The following is a 19,937-nucleotide window of genomic DNA, read 5'->3' on the forward strand; positions in this document are numbered from 1 at the left end:
AAGAGGCCCGCCATGGCGGGCCTCCTCCATTCAAGGTGTGCAAGGCGGCCTGCTCAGTGCAGGCTCACCCCGTGCAGGGCGGCATGGAGGCGAATGTCCCGGGTCAGGCGCACCTTGTCCGCAAGGCTCAGCCAGCTCGCCTCCACGGCATTGAGACTAAGGCGGCACAGCTGCTCCTGGCTGGCGCCAAGCCCGTCGGCCAGGGCCTGGAAGTTGGCCCCCAGGTATCCCCCGAAATAGGCGGGATCGTCGGAGTTCACGGTGACGCAGAGCCCCTGCTCCAGCAGCCTCAGCACATTGTGGTGGGCCATCTGGTCAAACACCCTGAGGCGCACGTTGGAGAGCGGGCAGACGGTGAGGGGCAACCGGGTATCCGCCAGATAGCTCAGCAGCGCGGGATCCTCGACGCAGTGCACCCCGTGATCGATGCGTTGCACCCCGAGCTCCCGGATCGCCTGCCAGATGTAGTCCGCAGGTCCCTCCTCGCCGGCATGGGCCACCACCGGCAGCCCCAGTTCCCTGGCCCGGGCAAAGACCCGGGCAAACTTGCTGGGCGGGTTGCCCCGCTCCCCCGAATCGAGGCCGACCCCGTGCAGGCGCGCCAGGTGCGGCGTGGCCTCTGCCAGGGTGGCGAATGCCGCCTCTTCACTCAGGTGGCGCAGGAAGCTCATGATAAGACGCCAGCTGATGCCAAAGGCTGCTTCGCCAGCCTGCAACGCCCGCTCGATGCCCCCCAGCACGGTGGCAAAAGGCACCCCGCGGGCGGTGTGAGTCTGAGGGTCGAAAAAGATCTCCACGTGCACTACGTGATCGGCAACGCAGCGCTCGAGATAGGCCCAGGTGAGGTCGAAGAAGTCCTGTTCGTGGATGAGCACGCTGGCACCGAGGTAGTAGAGATCGAGGAAGGATTGCAGGCCGTCGAACTCATAGGCGGCGCGCAGGCTGTCGACATCGGGCCAGGGCAGCGCCACCCCGTTGCGCTGGCCGATGGCGAACATCAGCTCGGGTTCGAGGGTCCCCTCGATATGCAGGTGCAGTTCCAGCTTGGGCAAGCCGGCAATAAAGTGCTCCATGATGACGGCTCCATCGTCAGACTCCGTGCGGGCACCACCGGGGCGGCGCCCTCCCTTCGCCTTCATTGTGCACCCATCTGGCCCGCCGGAGGAGACTTGTCATCAAAGGGCCTTATAATGGCGGCACAAAAACCATAACCGATTGAAGAGACGAACAGAGGGATGCCCTGTCCCCGCTCTTGCGCCCTACAAGGAGAATTCATGAAGAAAAACGTCATCTGTGACATTGACGGCGTCATCCTGCACAACAACGATCTCATTCCCGGCGCCGACCGCTTCGTCCACCGCCTGCTGGAGCAGGGCAGCAAGCTCCTGTTCCTCACCAACTACCCGGCCCAGACCCAGAAAGATCTGCAAAACCGCTTCCGCTCCGCCGGAATAGAGGTCCCCGAGGAGTGCTTCTACACCTCCGCCATGGGCACCGCCGACTTTCTCAAGCGCCAGGATGGCAAAAAGGCCTATGTGATTGGCGAAGGGGCCCTGACCCACGAGCTCTATAAAGCCGGCTTCACCATCACCGATATCGACCCGGACTTCGTGGTGGTGGGGGAGACCCGCAACTACAACTGGACCATGATGCAGCAGGGCGCCAAGTTCGTGGATCAGGGGGCCCGCTTCATCGCCACCAACCCCGACACCCACGGCCCCCTGATGTACCCGGCCTGCGGCGCCCTGTGTGCCCCCATCGAGCGGATGACCGGCAAGAAGCCCTTCTACGTCGGCAAGCCGAGCGCCTGGATCATTCGCGCGGCCCTCAACCGGATGGAGGCCCACTCCGACGACACCATCATCATCGGCGACAACCTGCGCACCGACATCCTGGCAGGCTTCCAGGCCGGTCTCGAGACGGTGCTGGTGCTCTCCGGGGTGAGCAAGGTGGCGGACATCGACCGCATGCCGTTTCGACCGAACCACATCTTTGACTCCGTGGTAGACATCGACATCGTCTGATCCCGGGTGCCGCCCTTCCGGTAGCCTTCAGCCTGCACGGGCCCCCTTGGCAAAGGGGGCCCGTTTCGTTTAACGTAAGCGCAACATCGTTAAACAAACTAAACGGGAGCAGGATGCTCCTTCGCCACTCAAGGACGCACCATGAAGAGCCTGAACGACTGGATCCTGCTGGACAAGCACACTGTCTCCCCCACCCCGATGATGCCAGCCCCCGAGCGTATCAGGGCCGGAACGCCGAGCCAGACGGCATGGAACCACTACTCCGACCCGAGCCAGCAGTTTCACGTGGGCTTCTGGGCTTGCGAGCCGGGCTGCTGGGCCGTTCACTATACCGAACACGAATACTGCCAGATGCTGGAAGGGGAGGCGGTGATCCACGATGAGCAAGGCGGCCGGCTGCACCTAAAACCGGGGGATCAGTTCGTCATTCCCGCCGGTTTTGTCGGGCAGTGGGAGACCCTCACCCCTTGCCGCAAGCTCTATGTGATCTTCGAACCCGCCGCGACTTGACGCGCACGTCAACCCTGACCCTCTCTCTTCAGGCGGCCGGACGGCCGCCATCCCCTGCGCAACTTGACGCTTACGGCATGATTTTCTGCGGTTTTCCCGCTTGCAAAAGGGTTTTCCGCTAGGCATTGTGATTGGCGAGGAATGTAAATGGAATTTCGAGCCCAAACGTGGGGGGCTCATATAAAAATCAAGAGGATTACCGCCAATGTGTTCTATTTTCGGCATTCTGGACATCAAGACCGACGCCACTGCCCTGCGCAAATCGGCCCTGGAGATGTCCAAGCGACTGCGTCACCGCGGGCCTGACTGGTCCGGCGTCTACAGCTCCGACAAGGCCATCCTGGTGCACGAGCGCCTGGCCATCGTCGATCCGGGCAACGGCGCACAGCCTCTCTACAACCCCGAGCGCACGCACGTATTGGCCGTCAACGGCGAGATCTACAACCACAAGGAGCTGGAGAAGAACCTCAAGGTCGACTTCCAGTTCCAGACCCACTCCGACTGTGAAGTGCTGCTGGCCCTCTACAAGGAGAAAGGCCCGGCGTTTCTGGACGATCTGAACGGCATCTTCGCCTTTATCCTCTATGACGCCGAGCAGGATGCCTACCTGATTGGTCGCGACCACATGGGGATCATCCCCCTCTATACCGGCCGCGACGAACACGGCAACTTCTACGTCGCCTCCGAGATGAAGGCCCTGGTGCCGGTCTGCAAGAGCGTCGAGACCTTCCCGCCGGGACACTACCTGTGGAGCAAGGATGGCGAGCTTAAAACTTGGTACAAACGCGACTGGATGGAATACGCGCCGGTCGAGCACAACGTCAGCGACAAGGCCGAGCTCAAAGCGGCCCTGGAAGCGGCGGTCAAGCGCCAGCTGATGTGCGACGTGCCCTATGGCGTGCTGCTCTCCGGTGGTCTGGATTCGTCCGTCATCTCCGCCATCACCAAGCTCTATGCCGCCCGCCGGGTGGAAGACGATGGCAAGAGCGAAGCCTGGTGGCCCCAGCTGCACTCCTTCGCCGTCGGTCTGGAAGGGTCGCCGGATCTCGCTGCCGCCCGCAAGGTGGCCGATCACCTGGGCACCATTCACCACCAGATCCACTTCACCGTGCAGGAAGGGCTGGATGCCCTGCGGGACGTCATCTATCACCTCGAGACCTATGACGTCACCACCATCCGCGCCTCCACGCCCATGTATCTGATGGCGCGCTACATCAAGGCGATGGGGATCAAGATGGTGCTGTCGGGAGAGGGCTCCGACGAGCTGTTCGGCGGCTACCTCTACTTCCACAAGGCCCCCAACGCCCGTGAGTTCCACGAGGAGAACGTGCGCAAGCTCGCCTCCCTGCACCTCTATGACTGCCTGCGGGCCAACAAGTCCATGGCCGCCTGGGGCGTGGAAGGCCGCGTGCCCTTCCTCGACAAGGAGTTCATGGACGTGGCGATGCGCCTCAATCCCGCCGACAAGATGTGCGGCAAGGGCAAGATCGAGAAGCACATCCTGCGGGAAGCCTTCGAGGATCTGCTGCCCCACGAAGTGGCGTGGCGTCAGAAGGAGCAGTTCTCCGACGGTGTGGGCTACTCCTGGATTGACAGCCTGAAAGCCATGGTCGAGGAAGAGGTGACGGATCAGATGTTCGAGGCCGCGGCCTTCCGCTTCCCCGTCAATACCCCGCTCACCAAGGAGGCGTACTACTACCGCGCCATCTTTGACGAGCACTTCCCGCTGGAGTCCGCCGCCCGCACCGTGCCCTACGGCAAGTCGGTCGCCTGCTCCACCCCGACGGCACTGGAGTGGGATGCCAAGTTCAAGGAGATGGCCGACCCCTCCGGTCGCGCCGTGATGGACGTCCACCAGCAGGGTTACTGATCGCCCCTGACCTGAATACAAAGCCCCTCTCGAGGGGCTTTGTTGTTTTCTGCCATTCCATTGCCGCTTTTTGCCTTCCCCTTCCCTGTTTGCGGCTTGGCGCAGGAAACGCCCCGTGTCACATTGTCTGCGCCTGGAAGCAAAGATAACGACACAAGGAAGAGACCATGAAACGACTGTTACTGCCCCTGATGCTGGGCACCCTCCTTTTCAATGGCGCCGCCTGCGCGGGCGACCACCTCTGGAGTCAGAGCCTGCCCGATTACAGCCAGGGTTATGACGAGACGCGGGATCCGGCCCGCGATCTCGCCGCCGCTACCGCCAAGGCCAGTGCCGAGGGCAAGAAAGTCCTGCTGCTGGTGGGGGGCGAATGGTGCAGCTGGTGCCAGGAGATGAACCGCTTTCTGGACCGGGAACCCGATCTCGCCGGCCAGCTCAACCGCACCTTCGTGGTGGTCAAGGTGAACGTCAGCGAGCAGAACAAGAATGAATCCTTCCTGAAAGACTATCCCGAGTATCTGGGGGTCCCCCACTTCTACGTGCTGGATGCCAAGGGCAAGCTGCTTGAGTCCTTCAACACCGGGCTGCTGGAGAAGGGGAAGAGTTACGACGGTGAGAAACTCGGCAAATTTATCGCCTATTTCCAGCCCAGAACCACCCACGGCTGACTCGCCAGTCAATAAAACAGGGCCCCGCACGGTCAGTGACAGTGCAGGGCACTGATGGCTACGCAAACAGGGAAGTGGCATGTCTGCGACAAACAGGCCATCCATCACCCCGGACAAGGACGAAAAAGATGTTGCGAATACTGGGCAAGGCGTCGTCAATCAATGTGCGCAAGGTACTGTGGACCTGCGCCGAACTGGCCCTCCCCTTCGAGCTGGAGGAGTGGGGATCCGGCTTCAAACCCACGGACACCCCGGCGTTTCTGGCGCTCAACCCCAATGCCATGGTGCCCGTCATTCAGGATGAGGATTTTACGCTGTGGGAGTCGAACACCATCATCCGCTACCTGGCGACGCGCCATGGTGCCAATGTACTCTATCCCGCCGAGGCGAGAGCCAGGGCCAGGGTCGATCAATGGATTGACTGGCAGGCATCGGACTTGAACACCGCCTGGCGCTACGCCTTCCTGTCGCTGGTGAGGCGCTCCCCCCAGCATCAAGACCATCAGGCCCTTCACGCAGCTTGCCTGCTGTGGTCTCACTGCATGGAGATCCTGGAGAGACAGCTTCAAACAACCGGAGGATATGTGGCCGGTCCGCACTTCTCGCTGGCAGACATTCCCATCGGGCTGTCAGTCAACCGCTGGCTGGAGACGCCCTATGATCGCCCGTCGCTACCCGCCGTGGACGACTACTACCAGCGACTGAAAGAGCGGCCGGGGTTTCGACGCTATGGGGCCAATGGCACGCCCTGAGGCGAGCAAGATAACCCGGGCAAGGAAAGAGACGGCAGACCGGGCCAACGCGCTGGCCCGGTCTGCACAGCTTCAGGGCTGGGCATCCGGCTGATTGGCGGGGGCAGCCTTGATAAAGGCCTGCAACTGCTCGCAGTTGGCGACGATGCGCGCAATGGTGGGGTAGTCATCCAGGGTCATGTCAAAGCGGCGGGCATTGTAGACCTGGGGCACCAGCATGCAGTCCGCCAGGGTGACCTCGTTGCCCACGCAATAGATGCCGGCGGTGGTCATGAGAAGCTGTTCCAGCGCGGTGAAGGTCTCGTCAATCCAGTGGCGATACCATGCATCCCGCGCCATCTTGCTCTGCCCCAACTCCTGCTCCAGGTAGTGCAGCACGCGCAGGTTGTTGAGGGGGTGGGTGTCACAGGCGATCATGTTGACGATCTGGCGCACCCGGGCACGTTCGATGGGGGCGGAGGGCATCAGGGGGTAGGCGGGATAGGTCTCGTCGAGGTACTCCATGATGGCCACCGACTGACCCAGATGCACGTCATCGTCCACGAGAAACGGCACCAGCCCCTGGGGATTGACCCGGCGGTAGGCCTTCTCCTTCTGCTCACCCTGCCGCAAGTTGACCGGGTGCTGCTCATAATCGAGCCCCTTGAGTTGCAGTACCAAACGCACGCGAAAGCTGGCCGATGAGCGCCAATATCCAAACAACTGCAGCATAGTGTGTCCCTGTGGTGGCAGGTGTCTGCCACCTGCCGTGTCGCCCGCCCCTCCAGGGGTCGGGCTCTCCTAGCTCGCCCGCTCGGCCGTTGCTTGCGTGACCCGCTGCAAAATGGTGCCAAACAGACTCATCCCGTTGCGATCCTGCATCGCGATGGACACTGTATCACCAAAGCGCAGAAAGGGTGTAGTGGCTTGACCTGACTCGATAATTTCCAGCATCCGCCGCTCGGCAAGGCAGGAGGATCCCCGGCTTCTGTCGTAGTTGGAGACGGTGCCCGAGCCGATGATGCAACCCGCCCCAAGCGGCCTTGTCTTGGCGGCATGGGCAATCAGCTCATCAAAGTTGAAGGTCATGTCCACCCCGGCGTCGGGTTGCCCGAACAGGGCGCCGTTGAGGTGGGTCACCAGGGGCAGGTGGACCTTGCCATCGCGCCAGTCATCCCCCAGCTCGTCCGGGGTGATAGCCACCGGCGAGAAGCTGCTGGAGGGCTTGGACTGGAAGAAGCCAAAGCCCTTGGCAAGCTCCCCGGGAATGAGGTTGCGCAGGCTCACGTCGTTGACCAGCATCAAGAGCTTGATGTGGCTCGCCGCCCCCTGCGAACGGGTGCCCATGGGCACGTCGTCGGTGATGACGGCCACTTCAGACTCAAAATCGATGCCCCACTCCTCGGAGCCCATCACGATGGGGCCACGGGGCGGCAGGAAGCTGTCAGAGCCTCCCTGATACATCAGGGGATCGTGCCAGAAGCTTTCTGGCATGTCGGCGCCGCGGGCCTTGCGCACCAGCTCCACGTGATTGACGTAGGCACTGCCGTCAATCCACTGGTAGGCGCGAGGCAGCGGGGAGAGGCACGCCTCCTCATCGAAGGGGAAGGCGTCGGGGCAGGCGCACTCGTTGAGTCGCTGATAAACCTTCGCCAATTGCGGCGCCACTTCTCCCCACTGGTCGAGGGCCGACTGCAGGGTCGGGGCAATGGTCGTCACGTGGACGGCGCGCGCCAGATCGCGGCTCACCACCACCAGGGCGCCGTCGCGCTTGCCATTGTTCAGGGTTGCCAGTTTCATATCGAATTCCTTATTTGCCGAGCGTCTCTGGACGCTGCCAGCTGGTGACATAACCGGGGTGTTCGACCCCTTCGCAGATCGGGCCGACGGCCAGGGCATCACGGGTGTCGAGCATCACCGCCACCTCGTCGGTGAAGGTCTTGGCATGGGCCTGCCCCGCCGCAAAGGCCTTGGGATGGGGACCATGGGTGAAGCCGGCAGGGTGGAAGGTGACCATGCCCCGCTTGATGTTGTCCCGGCTGAAGAAGTCCCCGGCGTGGTAGAAGAGCACCTCGTCGAAGTCGTCGTTGCTGTGGTAGAAGGGCACCCGCAGGGCGCCTGGGTCGCTCTCGATGGGACGCGGCACGAAGGTGCAGACCACGAACCGGCTCGCAACGAAGGTGGAGTGAGCCGAGGGAGGCAGGTGGTAGCGGTGGCTCATCAGCGGGCGGATATCCCGCCAGTTGAGGCGCACCACGCACAAGTCCCCGTGCCACCCTTGTGCATCCAGCGGGTTGAACGGCCAGGTGACGACCGAGACCTGATCGTGGCGCTTGATCTGCAGCGACCAGGGGTTTTCATCCTGCTGGGCTAGGAAGCGCTCGTTGATGGCGGGCACGTCCAGTGCCGCCGGATCGAAGATGGCGTGATTGCCCACCAGTCCCTTGTCCGGCAGCTGATAACTGTCTTCCGTCGCCTCGATCATCAGGATGAAGAGGGGTGCGGTGGGCTCGATGCGCCACATGGTGCCACGGGGGATCACCACGTAGTCCCCCTCCCGCAGGGTCAGATGGCCGTAGTCGCAGAAGAAGTCGCCTCCCCCCTCGTGAATGAACAGGAGCTCGTCGCCATCGGCGTTGCGCACCAGAAACGGCATCCTCTCGCTCAGGCGCCAGATGCGGTAGCGGCAGTGGGGGTTGCTGAGCAGATCCGGCATCACCCAGGGGGAGAGGGAGCTCACCTCCTCCTGCAGATCGTTCAAGTCAAACGCCCGTGGCCGAAGCGGCCCTTCCCAGTTGACCCAGTCGGTGGGAGCGTGCTTGTGGTGCATGTGGGTGGCCGGACCGAAGAAGCCCAAGCGCCCCAGCTCGCGCTCATAGATGGCCTGCTCCGGCAGATCGGCATGGGCCTGGCGGGAGTGGGTTCCCTCCCGATGGGGGAAGCTTATCCAGTTACGCATCGCTCGGTTCTCCGTTTTTCTGGCCCTGCGCGGCACTGTTCACCTCCCCTTGCGTGGATCCGTCCAGCACGCCACGGCGGATCTGATCCAGCTCGATGGATTCGAACAATGCCTGGAAGTTGCCCTCACCAAAGCCCTCGTTGCCCTTGCGCTGGATGATCTCGAAGAACACGGGACCTATGACGGTGTCGGTGAAGATCTGCAGCAGGATGCCGTCCTTCGTCGGCGAGCCGTCGATGAGGATGCGCAGCGTCTTCAGCGCGGCCAGATCCTCCTGATGACCCGCGACCCGGCTGTCCACCTTCTCGTAGTAGGTGTCCGGCGTCGGCATGAAGCCGGTTCCCCGCCCTCTGAGCGTGCGGATGGTGTGATAGATGTCGGCAGAGGCGAGCGCGATGTGCTGGATCCCCTCCCCCTTGTACTGGCGCAGGTACTCCTCTATCTGGGACTTGTCGTCCGCCGACTCGTTGATGGGGATGCGAATTTTGCCGCAAGGGGCCGTCATGGCGCGCGAGTGCAGTCCTGTCAGCTTGCCCTCGATGTCGAAGTAGCGGATTTCCCGGAAGTTGCCGATCCGCTCGTAGAAATTCGACCAGAGGTTCATGTTGCCGCGATGGACATTGTGGGTCAGGTGGTCGATCTCATAGAGCCCCGCGTCCACCTCGGCCATGCGGGCCTGCCAGTCGGGGTAGAAGATAAAGTCCACGTCATAGATGGAGCCCCGCTCGCCATAGCGATCGACAAAGGAGAGGGTACTCTCGCCGATACCGTAGATGGCGGGGATGTTGAGCTCCATGGGGCCGATTTTGCCCACAAACGGCTTGGCCCCCTGGCCGATGGCGTACTGCTGGGCACGGCCGGCATCGCTCACCCGAAACGCCATGCCGCACACGCTCGGACCATGGGCCCGGGCAAACTCCTCCGCCTGGGAGTGGGGCTCGGCATTGACCACGAAGTTGATGTCTCCCTGGCGATAGAGCCAGCACTGCTTGTGCCTGTGCTTGGCCACTTCGGCAAAGCCCAGTGAGACGAACAGCGCCTTGAGGGCCGCAATGCCCTTGAGATCCGGCGCCGTGTACTCGACGAACTCAAACCCGTCGGTGCCAAGGGGGTTGATGGTGTGAGTACGGGAAGAGGGGGTGGTCATGATGCGCTCCTTGCGATGAACTGATAACGAAACGGTTCACGCCGCAAGGGCTCGACAGGCAGCCCGCACGGCATTGTTAATAACTTGTTTCATTAGAGTGGCGAGCGCAGGGAATGAGAAGGGGCGGCGTTCAGATAGTTTGGCGGGGATCCGCGCCAAAAAATGTAAATGAAATGTGACATAGCAGCCCCAACCTTGCACTGCGCTCGTTAGCGTCCCGCAAGGCTGTCAGCTTTGCCTTACAGCGACCAATAACGGGGTTCGATATGGGGCAGCACCGCCCTCGCCTTTAGCAATCGAGTCCTTTGCGGGTTGATGAGCCAGGCCTGCTCCCCCAACGCCAGCAGGGGCAGATCGTGCAGGCTGTCACTCAGGGTGAGTGCGGCCTCCAGGGTCAGGAGCTCGGGCAGCAGCTTGTGCCTGCCATGGCAATAGAAGCGCGGCACCAGGCCGCCGAAACGGTAACCCATCCGCGAGCCGATGATGCGGTGAGGGAGCCTTGGCAGTTGACGATGGAGCTGGGCACGGACCAGGGCGCGGGGACTGGCGGAGATGACCCAGCAGCGGTGCCCCTCCCCCGTCAGGAGGGCTCGCGCCTCCCGATACAGACCGGGCCGGGTCAGGCTGTACTGCCGTACCAGGGCGCGCCAGGCCAGGGGGGATAGCCCGAGGGTGATGGCCCACCAGATGAGTGCAATGCCGCGACTGCGCTGACCTGGCAGCAGATAGTTCACGGCACCGAACGCCATCAGTGGCCACAGCAGCAGCGGCCAGATACGGCGGCGCAAGATGAAACGCAGCAACCCCGCATGGCTGTCATCCGGCGCCAGGGTGTCATCGAAGTCGGCCAGGATCCAGCCGCGGGCTGGGACTCTCGCGGTTGCTGCGCTCATTCGGTGATCTCTGCGATGGCGGCATGCAACTCGGGCAGGAGGAACAGCGCCCCCTCATCGGGCGGACAGACGAGATCGAAGCTCTCACCTGCCAGGGTGAAGGCGAGGCGCCAGGCGTGCAGATAACCGCGATCCGCCGCCGTGCCGCCGTAACGCTCATCTCCGAGGATGGGGGCTCCCACGCTCTTCAAGGCCACCCGGATCTGGTGGGTCTTGCCGGTCCGGGGCTTGATGCGATAAAGGCGCAGCCCCTCGCGCACCGAAACGGAGTCGAACCAGCTGATGGCCGGGTTATCCTGGGTGCGGCTCAGCATCCAGCTGCCGCCTCGCCCTTTCTCCATGTCACCCTTCACCCAGCCCTGCTTCTTCTTCGGCTTGCGATCGGAGAGTGCCAGATACTGCTTGCTCACTTCCCGCGCCGCGAAAGCCATGCTGAGGGCGCGATTCGCTTCGGCGGTGCGGGCCAGCAGCACCAGCCCAGAGGTCATCTTGTCCAGTCGATGGACCGGATAGAGGTCAAGACCGGTATCCATTCTGACCCGATTGACGAGACCCGGCTCGCCCGCATCATCGTGCATGCCAATGCCCGGACGCTTGTTGATCACCATGAAATCTTTGTGCTGCAATTGTATCCGGTACATGTATAACCCTTTAGAATGTTACTTGTTAACAACTTGAATGCAGGCCTGCAGGCCATCTTCATGGACCCTCAGCACAAGAATCGCACGAATGAAAAAATGCCTGTTTTGGCTGTTGTTGCTTGGCATCACTTGCTTCTCGCCCCTCCAGGCCAGTGAACGGACACGTGATCTGCCGGAGAAGGTGGTATTGCAGTTGCGCTGGCTGCATCAGCCCCAGTTTGTGGGCTATCACATGGCCAAGGCCAAGGGGTATTACGCCGACGCCGGTCTGGATGTCGAGATAAGGCCAGGTGGCAAGGGAATAAGTCCGGTTCAGGAGGTGCTGGCCGGACGCGCCGACTTTGGCGTCGGCAACACCGAGGTGCTGACCCACTACGCCCAGGGCAAGCCGCTGCTGGCGCTGGCCAGCGTCTACCAGCACTCTCCCTCCATCTTCCTGGCACGCCGCGACAGCGGCATTCTCACCGTTGCGGACATGCGTGGCAAACGGATCATGATGTTTCCGGGTCATCAGGATGCCGAACTGCTGGCCACCCTCTACTATCAGGGGCTTCACGAGCGCCAGCTCATCCCGGTACCCACCTCGGTCAACATCGACGATCTGATCGCCGGCCGGATAGACATCTTCAACGCCTATCTGAGCAATGAGCCCTTTTATCTGGAAGAGCGCGGCATCTCGGTGTCCGTCATCAACCCTCGCAACTACGGCATCGATTTCTACAGCGACATTCTCTTCACCACCCAGGCACAGGAGCGGCTCAATCCGGAGCGGGTGGCACGTTTTCGTGCAGCCAGCCTCAAGGGATGGCGCTATGCCCTCACCCACCCCGAGGAAGCCATCGCCCTGCTGCGCACGGAGTATGGCGTCAACCGCAGCCAGGCCCACATGGAATACGAGTTGCAGATGAGCAAGGAGATGATCCAGCCGCTCTATGTGGAGATCGGGTATATGAATCCGGATCGCTTCGCTCACATCATGCAGCAGCTGGTGGAGATAGGCCTCCTTGCCAAACCGGTCTCCCTGACCCGTTTTCTCTATCAGGTTCCCTCAGAACAGTGGATCTTCTGGCGTCCCTGGTTCCTGCTGAGCCTGGGTGTTGGTGGTCTCATCCTGCTGCTCTCCCTCTATCTTCTGATGAGCAACAAGCGGCTCAACCAGGAAGTGGCCCTGCGCAAGCAGCGAGAGCAGGAGATACTGCAACTGGCCCGCCTCGATCCCCTTACCGGGCTGCCCAATCGCCTGAGCCTGATGGAGCAGTTGAAACACCAGGTGCAAAGCGACAATCCGGGCTGCCTGCTGTTTTGCGATCTCAATGACTTCAAGCGCATCAACGACAACTTCGGCCACAGCCAGGGGGATGCCATCCTCTGCCAGCTGGCCCGACGGATCCACGACGCCATCGGCCACCAGTGCTATTTTGCCCGCTTGGCGGGGGACGAGTTCATCCTGCTGCTGCCGGGCTACGATATCCGTCAGGCAGAGGAGGTCACCGCCGTGATCCGCCAGGCCATGCAGGCCCCCTTCGTGGTCAATGACCAGCCGATGCAGGTGGGCATCAGCATCGGCGTCAGCCACTACCAGCATGACTGGAGCCCGGAGCAGTGGCTCATCCAGGCCGACAGGGCCATGTATTGTGACAAGGGTGGCCGCGTCATCACGCTGGCGGAGCAGTCCGGCTGACTGGTTCATCTCCCGGCACACAGAGCCGATACCCCCATGAAACCATAAACAGGAAGGCCACCCCAGGGGTGGCCTTCCTGCATTGCATGAGTCTGACCGCTCTTACCCGAAGGTCTGCCCCAGGGATTTGAGCTGGCGAGCCTTGGTGAGCAGGATGTCGCTCGAAGCGTCCATGTCCTGCATCTTGTTGCTGTTGGTGTGGGAGTGCTGGGAGATGGCGTTGACGTTGCGGCTGATGTCCTCCACCACCGCCTGCTGCTCCTCTGCCGCCGTCGAGATCTGGGCCGAGAGGTCCACCACCCGTTCTATTTCCGCCAGCACCTGATGCAGGCTCTCTGATCCCTGGCGGGTCAGGGTCACGCAGGATTGGGTCTGTTGCAGGTTCTGCTGCATCATTCCCTTCCAGCCGTTCAGGGTACGCTGGATCTGGCCTATGCTGCTCTGGATCTGCTCGGTCGCCTTGTGGGTGCGCGTGGAGAGGGTTCGCACCTCGTCCGCCACCACCGCAAAGCCTCGCCCCTGCTCCCCTGCCCGCGCCGCCTCGATGGCGGCGTTGAGCGCCAGCAGATTGGTCTGATCCGCAATGCCCTGGATCTCGCTCATCAGCACACCGATGCGGTCCGACTCCTCCGCCAGTGCCACGGCGGCCGTGAAGGCATGCTCTGCCTGGGTGGCCAGCTCCGTCACCCTGTGCTGGGTATCTTCCAGCTGCTGATCGGTGTGTTGGCAGTGCGCCTTGGCCTGGGCTATCTGGTTGTCCGTCTCTAGGATATTGCGGGCAATCTCGTGGGCTGTCGCCGCCATCTCGGTGATGGCCGTCGCCACCTGCTGGGTCTGGACATCCTGTTCGGCGATGTCGGCGCTTGCCTCGCTGGAGGCTGTTTTCAGATGCACCGCGAGATCCTGCAGGGAGAGGGTCGCATCGTCCACTCGTCCAAGGACGGTGCGGATCCTGGCCTGCAACAGCTTGATGTGGAAGTCTGCAATGGCACTGGCATCCTCCCCCGAATAGATGAGCCGGGTCAGGCTGTCATATTCGTCCGCGAGCTGTCGCAGATAACGGGGGGTAGTGATGAGGGGGTCACGATAGATCAGGGCCAGCCACAAGAGAGGCAACAGGGTGAACAACGGCCCCCAGGGCCCCATCAGATAGCCCCCCCCCGCCAGCATCAGCAAGACACCGATGATGGCCAGCCCGTGGCGCATCGGGCGCAGGCTCAATCCGCCCTTTCGCTCCCCCCGCTCCACGCTCTTCAATCTGGCATAGGTGCGCCCGGCCACGGCTTTCATCTCCGGCGCGGCGCGACTGCGGACCGACTGGTAGCCATTGATCCGCCCCTGCTCGAAGATAGGGGTGACATAGGCATCCACCCAATAGTAACGCCCATCCTTGCAGCGGTTTTTCACCATGCCGCGCCAGGGTTTGCCCTGCTTGAGCTTGCCCCAGAGGTCAGCAAAGGCAGCCTTGGGCATGTCCGGGTGGCGAACCATGTTGTGGTGCTGGCCGATGAGCTCGGCCCGGCTGTACCCCGCTACCCGGCAGAAGTGATCATTGGCGTAGGTGATCACACCCTGCAGGTCCGTAGTGGAGACCAGCTGTTCATTGGCAGGAAAATCCACCTCTTCGTCGATGAGATGAACCTGGCTTTTCTTCATGGCGCACACCCCTTGTTTGATCACCCACTGAGCGTAGCCAAACGCCTACGGGCAAGCAACGCAGAGACCCAGTCGGGGAGGATGGCTGAGACACAATTTGCATCCTGTTTGACGCCGCGCAAGATTTTGACCCCAAAAGCCCAGGTTTGGCCAAAAAACACTCGGCATTTTCCCAGGTTCACCTCTCTCCCACACGATGCATCACACCAAAAAATGGTTCCAACGAGTCTGTGGCACTGGCGTTGCCAGGAGGCCGTCAGGGGAGAGCACACTTGATACGACCTTGGACCTAAGCATAATTGACGTTAACGTAAACGTAGTGTGAGATGATACCGTTCACCCTACACATCCAGCAGACACGCACCCCATGAAAGGAGTCACCATGTCCCACCTCTCCCCCTCGGCCGGCAAGCGTTTTCGCACGGCCCTGGCCAACGAAAAGCCCCTGCAGATTGTCGGCACCATCAATGCCTACATGGCGCTGATGGCAGAGCGCAGCGGCTTCCAGGCCCTCTATCTCTCCGGCGCCGGGGTAGCGAACGCCTCCTATGGCCTGCCGGACCTCGGCATGACTTCCATGAATGACGTGCTCATCGATGCCGAACGCATCACGGCTGCCACCCAGGTGCCACTCTTGGTGGACATCGACACCGGCTGGGGGGGCGCCTTCAACATCGCCCGCACCATCCGCGCCTTCGAGCGCGGCGGGGTGGCCGCCGTCCACATGGAAGATCAGGTGGCCCAGAAGCGTTGCGGCCACAGGCCCAACAAGGCCGTGGTCAGCGTCACCGAGATGGTGGACAGGATCAAGGCGGCGGTGGATGCCCGCCAGGACGAGAGTTTCGTCATCATGGCCCGCACCGACGCCCTGGCGGTGGAAGGGCTGGGCTCGGCCCTGGAGCGCGCCGCCGCCTATGTGGAGGCGGGCGCCGACATGATCTTCGCCGAAGCGGTCACCGAGCTCGAGCAGTACGACCGTTTCAGGCAGGCGGCCGGGGTGCCGATCCTCGCCAACATGACCGAGTTCGGCAAGACCGAGCTGTTTGACAAGGAGGCGCTCGCCTTGCATGGCGTCGACATGGTGCTCTACCCCCTGAGCGCCGCCCGCGCCGCCAACCAGGCCGCCCTCAACGTCTATCAGACGCTTCGCCGCGACGGCCACCAGCGCGCCGTGGTCGACACCATGCAGACCCGGGAGTCCCTCTACGATTTTCTCGGTTACCACCACTACGAGCAGACCCTGGACAGGCTGTTCACCCAGGATCTTTCGACCAAGGAATAAGACGGCGACCGGCCGCCTTATGCTGGCGGCTGGCGCATCAACGGACTGAATGAGGAAACATGTGATGAGCGCCCTGCCCGAAACCACCGGCTTCAAGCCGAAGAAATCCGTCGCCCTTTCCGGCACCGCAGCCGGCAATACCGCCCTGTGCACCGTGGGCCTCAGCGGCAACGATCTGCACTACCGTGGCTACGACATCCTGGACGTGGCCACCAGCTGCGAGTTTGAAGAGATAGCCCACCTGCTGGTGCACGGCCATCTGCCCAATGTGGCGGAGCTCGCAGCCTACAAGGCCAAGCTCAAGGCCCTGCGCGGCCTGCCCACCGGGGTGAGGACCGCCTTGGAGCAGTTGCCTCCCTCCGCCCACCCCATGGACGTGATGCGCACCGCCGTCTCCGTGCTGGGGTGCCTGTCGCCTGAGAAGGACGATCACAACCACCCGGGCGCCCGGGATATCGCCGACAAGCTGATGGCCTGTCTCGGCTCCGTGTTGCTCTACTGGTACCACTTCAGTCACAACGGTAAACGCATCCATGTGGAGACTGACGACGACTCCATCGGCGGCCACTTCCTCCACCTGCTGCACGGGCACAAGCCACGCGACTCCTGGGTTCGCGCCATGCACACCTCTCTCATCCTCTACGCCGAGCACGAGTTCAACGCCTCCACCTTCACCGGCCGCGTCATCGCCGGCACCGGCTCGGACATGTACTCCTGCATCACGGGAGCCATCGGTGCCCTGCGCGGGCCCAAGCACGGGGGCGCCAACGAGGTGGCCTTCGAGATCCAGAAGCGCTACGAGAACCCGGACGAGGCGGAGGCCGACATTCGCGCCCGCATCGAGAAGAAGGAGGTGGTCATCGGCTTCGGCCACCCGGTCTACACCGTCTCAGATCCCCGCAACAAGGTGATCAAGGAGGTGGCGCGCGAGCTCAGCCAGGAGCAGCACAACACCAAGATGTTCGACATCGCCGAGCGGCTGGAGTCCACCATGTGGAAGGCCAAGAAGATGTTCCCGAACCTCGACTGGTTCAGTGCCGTCAGCTACCACATGATGGGGGTGCCCACCGCCATGTTCACCCCGCTGTTCGTCATCGCCCGCACCTCAGGCTGGTCGGCCCACGTCATCGAGCAGCGCATCGACGGCAAGATCATTCGCCCGAGCGCCAACTACGTCGGCCCGGAGGATCTCCAGTTCGTGCCGCTCAAGGAGCGCAAGTGATGATCAACACGCAATATCGCAAGCCCCTGCCCGGCACACAGCTTGACTACTTCGACGCCCGGGAGGCGGTGAACGCCATCGCCCCCGGCGCCTGGGACAGGCTCTCCTACACCGCCCGCGTCCACGCCGAGAACCTGGTTCGCAAATGCGATCCGACCATCCTCGGCGAGTGCCTCGGCCAGATAGTGCACAACAAGCGCGATCGCGACTTCCCCTGGTTCCCGGCACGGGTGGTGTGCCACGACATCCTGGGGCAGACCGCCCTGGTGGACCTCGCTGGCCTTCGCGACGCCATCGCCGATCAGGGGGGGGATCCCGCCCAGGTGAACCCGGTCGTGCCGGTGCAGCTCATCGTCGACCATTCCCTGGCCGTTGAATGTGGCGGCTTTGACCCCCAGGCATTCGAGAAGAACCGCGCCATCGAGGATCGGCGCAACGAGGATCGCTTCCACTTCATCGACTGGACCAAGCAGGCGTTCAAGAACATCGAGGTGATCCCGCCGGGCAACGGCATCATGCACCAGATCAACCTGGAGAAGATGTCCCCTGTCATCCACGCCGATCGCGGCCTCGCCTACCCGGATACCTGCGTCGGCACCGACAGCCACACCCCCCACGTGGATGCCCTCGGCGTCATCGCGGTGGGTGTGGGCGGGCTGGAAGCGGAGAACGTGATGCTGGGGCGCGCCTCCTGGATGCGGCTGCCTTCGATCGTCGGCGTGGAGCTCTCCGGCAAGCCGCAACCCGGCATCACCGCCACCGATCTGGTGCTGTCGCTCACCGAATTCCTGCGCCAGCAGAAGGTGGTCGGCGCCTACCTGGAGTTTCGTGGCGAGGGGGCCGCCGCACTGACCCTGGGGGATCGCGCCACCATCTCCAACATGGCGCCGGAATACGGCGCCACCGCGGCCATGTTCTTCATCGACCAGCAGACCCTCGACTATTTGCGGCTCACCGGCCGTGACCACGACCAGGTGAAACTGGTGGAGACCTACGCCAGGGAGGCCGGCCTCTGGGCCGATGCCCTGGCGAGCGCCCAGTACGAGCGGGTGCTGCACTTTGACTTGTCCACCGTGGTGCGCACCCTGGCTGGCCCCTCCAATCCCCACCGTCGCCTGCCGATCTCCGCCCTGGCGGAGCGCGGAATCGCCGTGGATTTGGACAAGGCCCGCGCCCAGGAGGCGGATGGCCTCTTGCCCGATGGCGCCGTCATCATCGCCGCCATCACCAGTTGCACCAACACCAGCAACCCGCGCAACGTGATCGCCGCAGGCCTGTTGGCCCGCAACGCCAACCGGCTCGGCCTGATGCGCAAGCCCTGGGTCAAATCCTCCCTCGCCCCCGGCTCCAAGACAGTCGCCCTCTACTTGAAAGAGGCGGGACTGGACGAGGAACTTGAGCGGCTCGGCTTCGGCGTCGTGGCCTTTGCCTGCACCACCTGCAACGGCATGTCCGGTGCCCTGGATCCCGCCATCCAGCAGGAGATCATCGAGCGGGACCTCTACGCCACGGCGGTGCTCTCGGGCAACCGCAACTTCGACGGCCGCATCCATCCCTATGCCAAGCAGGCGTTTCTCGCCTCGCCCCCCCTGGTGGTGGCCTACGCCATCGCCGGCACCATCCGCTTCGACATCGAGAAAGATGTGCTGGGGGTAGTGGACGGTCAGGAGATTCGCCTCAAGGATATCTGGCCGTCTGATGAAGAGATCGACGCCGTGGTCAAGGCGTCGGTCAAGCCGTCCCAGTTCCGCCAGGTCTATATCCCCATGTTCACCCTCGAGGAAGACCATGGCCCCAAGGTGGCGCCCCTCTACGACTGGCGCCCCCAAAGCACCTATATCCGTCGCCCGCCGTATTGGCAAAAAGAGGGGGAGGGGGCACTGGCGGGCGAGCGCACCCTGCGCGGCATGCGGCCCCTGGCGCTGTTGCCGGACAACATCACCACAGACCACCTCTCCCCTTCCAACGCCATCCTGCCCGGCAGCGCGGCGGGGGAATACCTGGCGAAGATGGGCCTGCCGGAGGAGGACTTCAACTCCTACGCCACCCACCGCGGCGATCATCTGACCGCCCAGCGCGCCACCTTCGCCAACCCCCAGCTGGTCAACGAGATGGCGGTGGTGAACGGCGTGGTGAAGAAGGGGTCCCTCGCCCGCGTCGAGCCGGACGGCAAAGTAATGCGGATGTGGGAAGCCATCGAGACCTACATGGCACGCAAGCAGCCCCTCATCATCGTGGCCGGTGCCGACTACGGTCAGGGCTCGTCCCGGGACTGGGCGGCCAAGGGGGTGCGCCTTGCCGGGGTGGAGGTGATCGCGGCGGAAGGCTTCGAGCGCATTCACCGCACCAACCTCATCGGCATGGGGGTGCTGCCGCTCGAGTTCAAACCAGGCACCACCCGCCTCACGCTGGGCCTCGATGGCACCGAGACCTATGACGTGGTGGGAGCACGCCAGCCGCGCACCGATCTCACTCTGGTGATCCGCCGTCGCAGCGGCGAAGTGATCCAGGTGCCCATGACCTGCCGCCTCGACACCGCCGAGGAGGTCTCGGTCTATGAGGCGGGCGGCGTGCTGCAACGCTTCGCCCAGGACTTCCTGGCGTCGACTGCGCAAAAGGCCGCAAGCTAAATCGCAACCCCGCTCCGCCCCTT

At 62.8% G+C, this 19,937-nt stretch carries 17 protein-coding genes; 9 read left to right on the forward strand and 8 right to left on the reverse strand.

Annotated elements, in window-relative coordinates:
• Window positions 1-53 precede the first annotated feature (53 nt).
• On the reverse strand, window positions 54-1,073 hold the full coding sequence (locus I6L32_RS19470; protein ID WP_216944377.1) for an adenosine deaminase: 1,020 nt from the start codon (window positions 1,071-1,073) through the stop codon (window positions 54-56).
• A 201-nt stretch (window positions 1,074-1,274) separates the two neighbouring features.
• On the opposite strand from I6L32_RS19470, the gene I6L32_RS19475 reads away from it, so the two are divergent.
• The 5 genes from I6L32_RS19475 (at window position 1,275) to I6L32_RS19495 (ending at window position 5,824) form a co-directional block, all read left to right on the forward strand.
• On the forward strand, window positions 1,275-2,024 hold the full coding sequence (locus I6L32_RS19475; protein ID WP_010675115.1) for an HAD-IIA family hydrolase: 750 nt from the start codon (window positions 1,275-1,277) through the stop codon (window positions 2,022-2,024).
• Window positions 2,025-2,165: 141 nt separating this feature from the next.
• Window positions 2,166-2,534 carry a cupin domain-containing protein gene (locus tag I6L32_RS19480; protein WP_039038770.1) on the forward strand — a complete coding sequence of 123 codons (369 nt, stop codon included), beginning with the start codon at window positions 2,166-2,168 and terminating at the stop codon, window positions 2,532-2,534.
• A 205-nt stretch (window positions 2,535-2,739) separates the two neighbouring features.
• Window positions 2,740-4,404 (forward strand): asparagine synthase B, encoded by a 1,665-nt coding sequence (asnB, locus tag I6L32_RS19485; protein ID WP_041213050.1) that lies wholly within the window; start codon window positions 2,740-2,742, stop codon window positions 4,402-4,404.
• A 167-nt stretch (window positions 4,405-4,571) separates the two neighbouring features.
• Window positions 4,572-5,072, forward strand: coding sequence for a thioredoxin family protein (locus I6L32_RS19490; RefSeq protein WP_216944378.1), 501 nt, complete (start codon window positions 4,572-4,574; stop codon window positions 5,070-5,072).
• A gap of 128 nt (window positions 5,073-5,200) precedes the next feature.
• Window positions 5,201-5,824 (forward strand): glutathione S-transferase family protein, encoded by a 624-nt coding sequence (locus I6L32_RS19495; RefSeq protein ID WP_216944379.1) that lies wholly within the window; start codon window positions 5,201-5,203, stop codon window positions 5,822-5,824.
• A gap of 72 nt (window positions 5,825-5,896) precedes the next feature.
• On the opposite strand, the gene maiA is transcribed toward I6L32_RS19495, so the two are convergent.
• The 6 genes from maiA to I6L32_RS19525 all read right to left on the reverse strand — a co-directional run bounded on the left by maiA (window position 5,897) and on the right by I6L32_RS19525 (window position 11,443).
• Window positions 5,897-6,535, reverse strand: a complete 639-nt coding sequence (gene maiA, locus I6L32_RS19500) for a maleylacetoacetate isomerase (RefSeq protein ID WP_010675120.1) — start codon at window positions 6,533-6,535, stop codon at window positions 5,897-5,899.
• 69 nt (window positions 6,536-6,604) lie between these two features.
• Window positions 6,605-7,603 carry a fumarylacetoacetate hydrolase family protein gene (locus I6L32_RS19505; protein ID WP_119197599.1) on the reverse strand — a complete coding sequence of 333 codons (999 nt, stop codon included), beginning with the start codon at window positions 7,601-7,603 and terminating at the stop codon, window positions 6,605-6,607.
• Window positions 7,604-7,613: 10 nt separating this feature from the next.
• Complete coding sequence (locus tag I6L32_RS19510; protein ID WP_119197598.1) at window positions 7,614-8,762, reverse strand: homogentisate 1,2-dioxygenase; 1,149 nt, start codon at window positions 8,760-8,762, stop codon at window positions 7,614-7,616.
• A complete protein-coding gene (gene hppD, locus I6L32_RS19515) occupies window positions 8,755-9,909 on the reverse strand; it encodes a 4-hydroxyphenylpyruvate dioxygenase (RefSeq protein WP_052814552.1) in 1,155 nt (384 codons plus the stop codon). Before hppD ends, I6L32_RS19510 begins: the two co-directional genes overlap by 8 nt.
• 239 nt (window positions 9,910-10,148) lie before the next feature.
• Window positions 10,149-10,802, reverse strand: a complete 654-nt coding sequence (locus I6L32_RS19520) for an HAD family hydrolase (protein ID WP_069651423.1) — start codon at window positions 10,800-10,802, stop codon at window positions 10,149-10,151.
• Window positions 10,799-11,443 carry a TIGR01621 family pseudouridine synthase gene (locus I6L32_RS19525; protein WP_029314720.1) on the reverse strand — a complete coding sequence of 215 codons (645 nt, stop codon included), beginning with the start codon at window positions 11,441-11,443 and terminating at the stop codon, window positions 10,799-10,801. The genes I6L32_RS19520 and I6L32_RS19525 overlap by 4 nt, the downstream gene beginning before the upstream one ends.
• A gap of 88 nt (window positions 11,444-11,531) precedes the next feature.
• Between I6L32_RS19525 and I6L32_RS19530 the strand changes: the two genes are divergently transcribed.
• Window positions 11,532-13,124 carry a GGDEF domain-containing protein gene (locus I6L32_RS19530; RefSeq protein ID WP_039038778.1) on the forward strand — a complete coding sequence of 531 codons (1,593 nt, stop codon included), beginning with the start codon at window positions 11,532-11,534 and terminating at the stop codon, window positions 13,122-13,124.
• A 102-nt stretch (window positions 13,125-13,226) separates the two neighbouring features.
• Here I6L32_RS19530 and I6L32_RS19535 read toward each other — a convergent pair whose 3' ends face one another.
• Window positions 13,227-14,780, reverse strand: coding sequence for a PAS domain-containing methyl-accepting chemotaxis protein (locus tag I6L32_RS19535; RefSeq protein WP_216944380.1), 1,554 nt, complete (start codon window positions 14,778-14,780; stop codon window positions 13,227-13,229).
• Window positions 14,781-15,162: 382 nt separating this feature from the next.
• Here I6L32_RS19535 and prpB point away from each other — a divergent pair, with 382 nt between their 5' ends.
• The 3 genes from prpB to acnD all read left to right on the forward strand — a co-directional run bounded on the left by prpB (window position 15,163) and on the right by acnD (window position 19,914).
• Window positions 15,163-16,062 carry a methylisocitrate lyase gene (prpB, locus tag I6L32_RS19540; RefSeq protein WP_216944381.1) on the forward strand — a complete coding sequence of 300 codons (900 nt, stop codon included), beginning with the start codon at window positions 15,163-15,165 and terminating at the stop codon, window positions 16,060-16,062.
• 64 nt (window positions 16,063-16,126) lie between these two features.
• The gene (prpC, locus tag I6L32_RS19545) at window positions 16,127-17,284 is read left to right on the forward strand and encodes a 2-methylcitrate synthase (RefSeq protein ID WP_216944382.1); all 1,158 of its coding nucleotides are present in this window, start codon (window positions 16,127-16,129) and stop codon (window positions 17,282-17,284) included.
• On the forward strand, window positions 17,284-19,914 hold the full coding sequence (gene acnD, locus I6L32_RS19550) for a Fe/S-dependent 2-methylisocitrate dehydratase AcnD (RefSeq protein WP_216944383.1): 2,631 nt from the start codon (window positions 17,284-17,286) through the stop codon (window positions 19,912-19,914). Before prpC ends, acnD begins: the two co-directional genes overlap by 1 nt.
• Window positions 19,915-19,937 lie beyond the last annotated feature (23 nt).

The organism is Aeromonas sp. FDAARGOS 1402, from assembly GCF_019046925.1.
GTDB lineage: Bacteria > Pseudomonadota > Gammaproteobacteria > Enterobacterales > Aeromonadaceae > Aeromonas > Aeromonas caviae.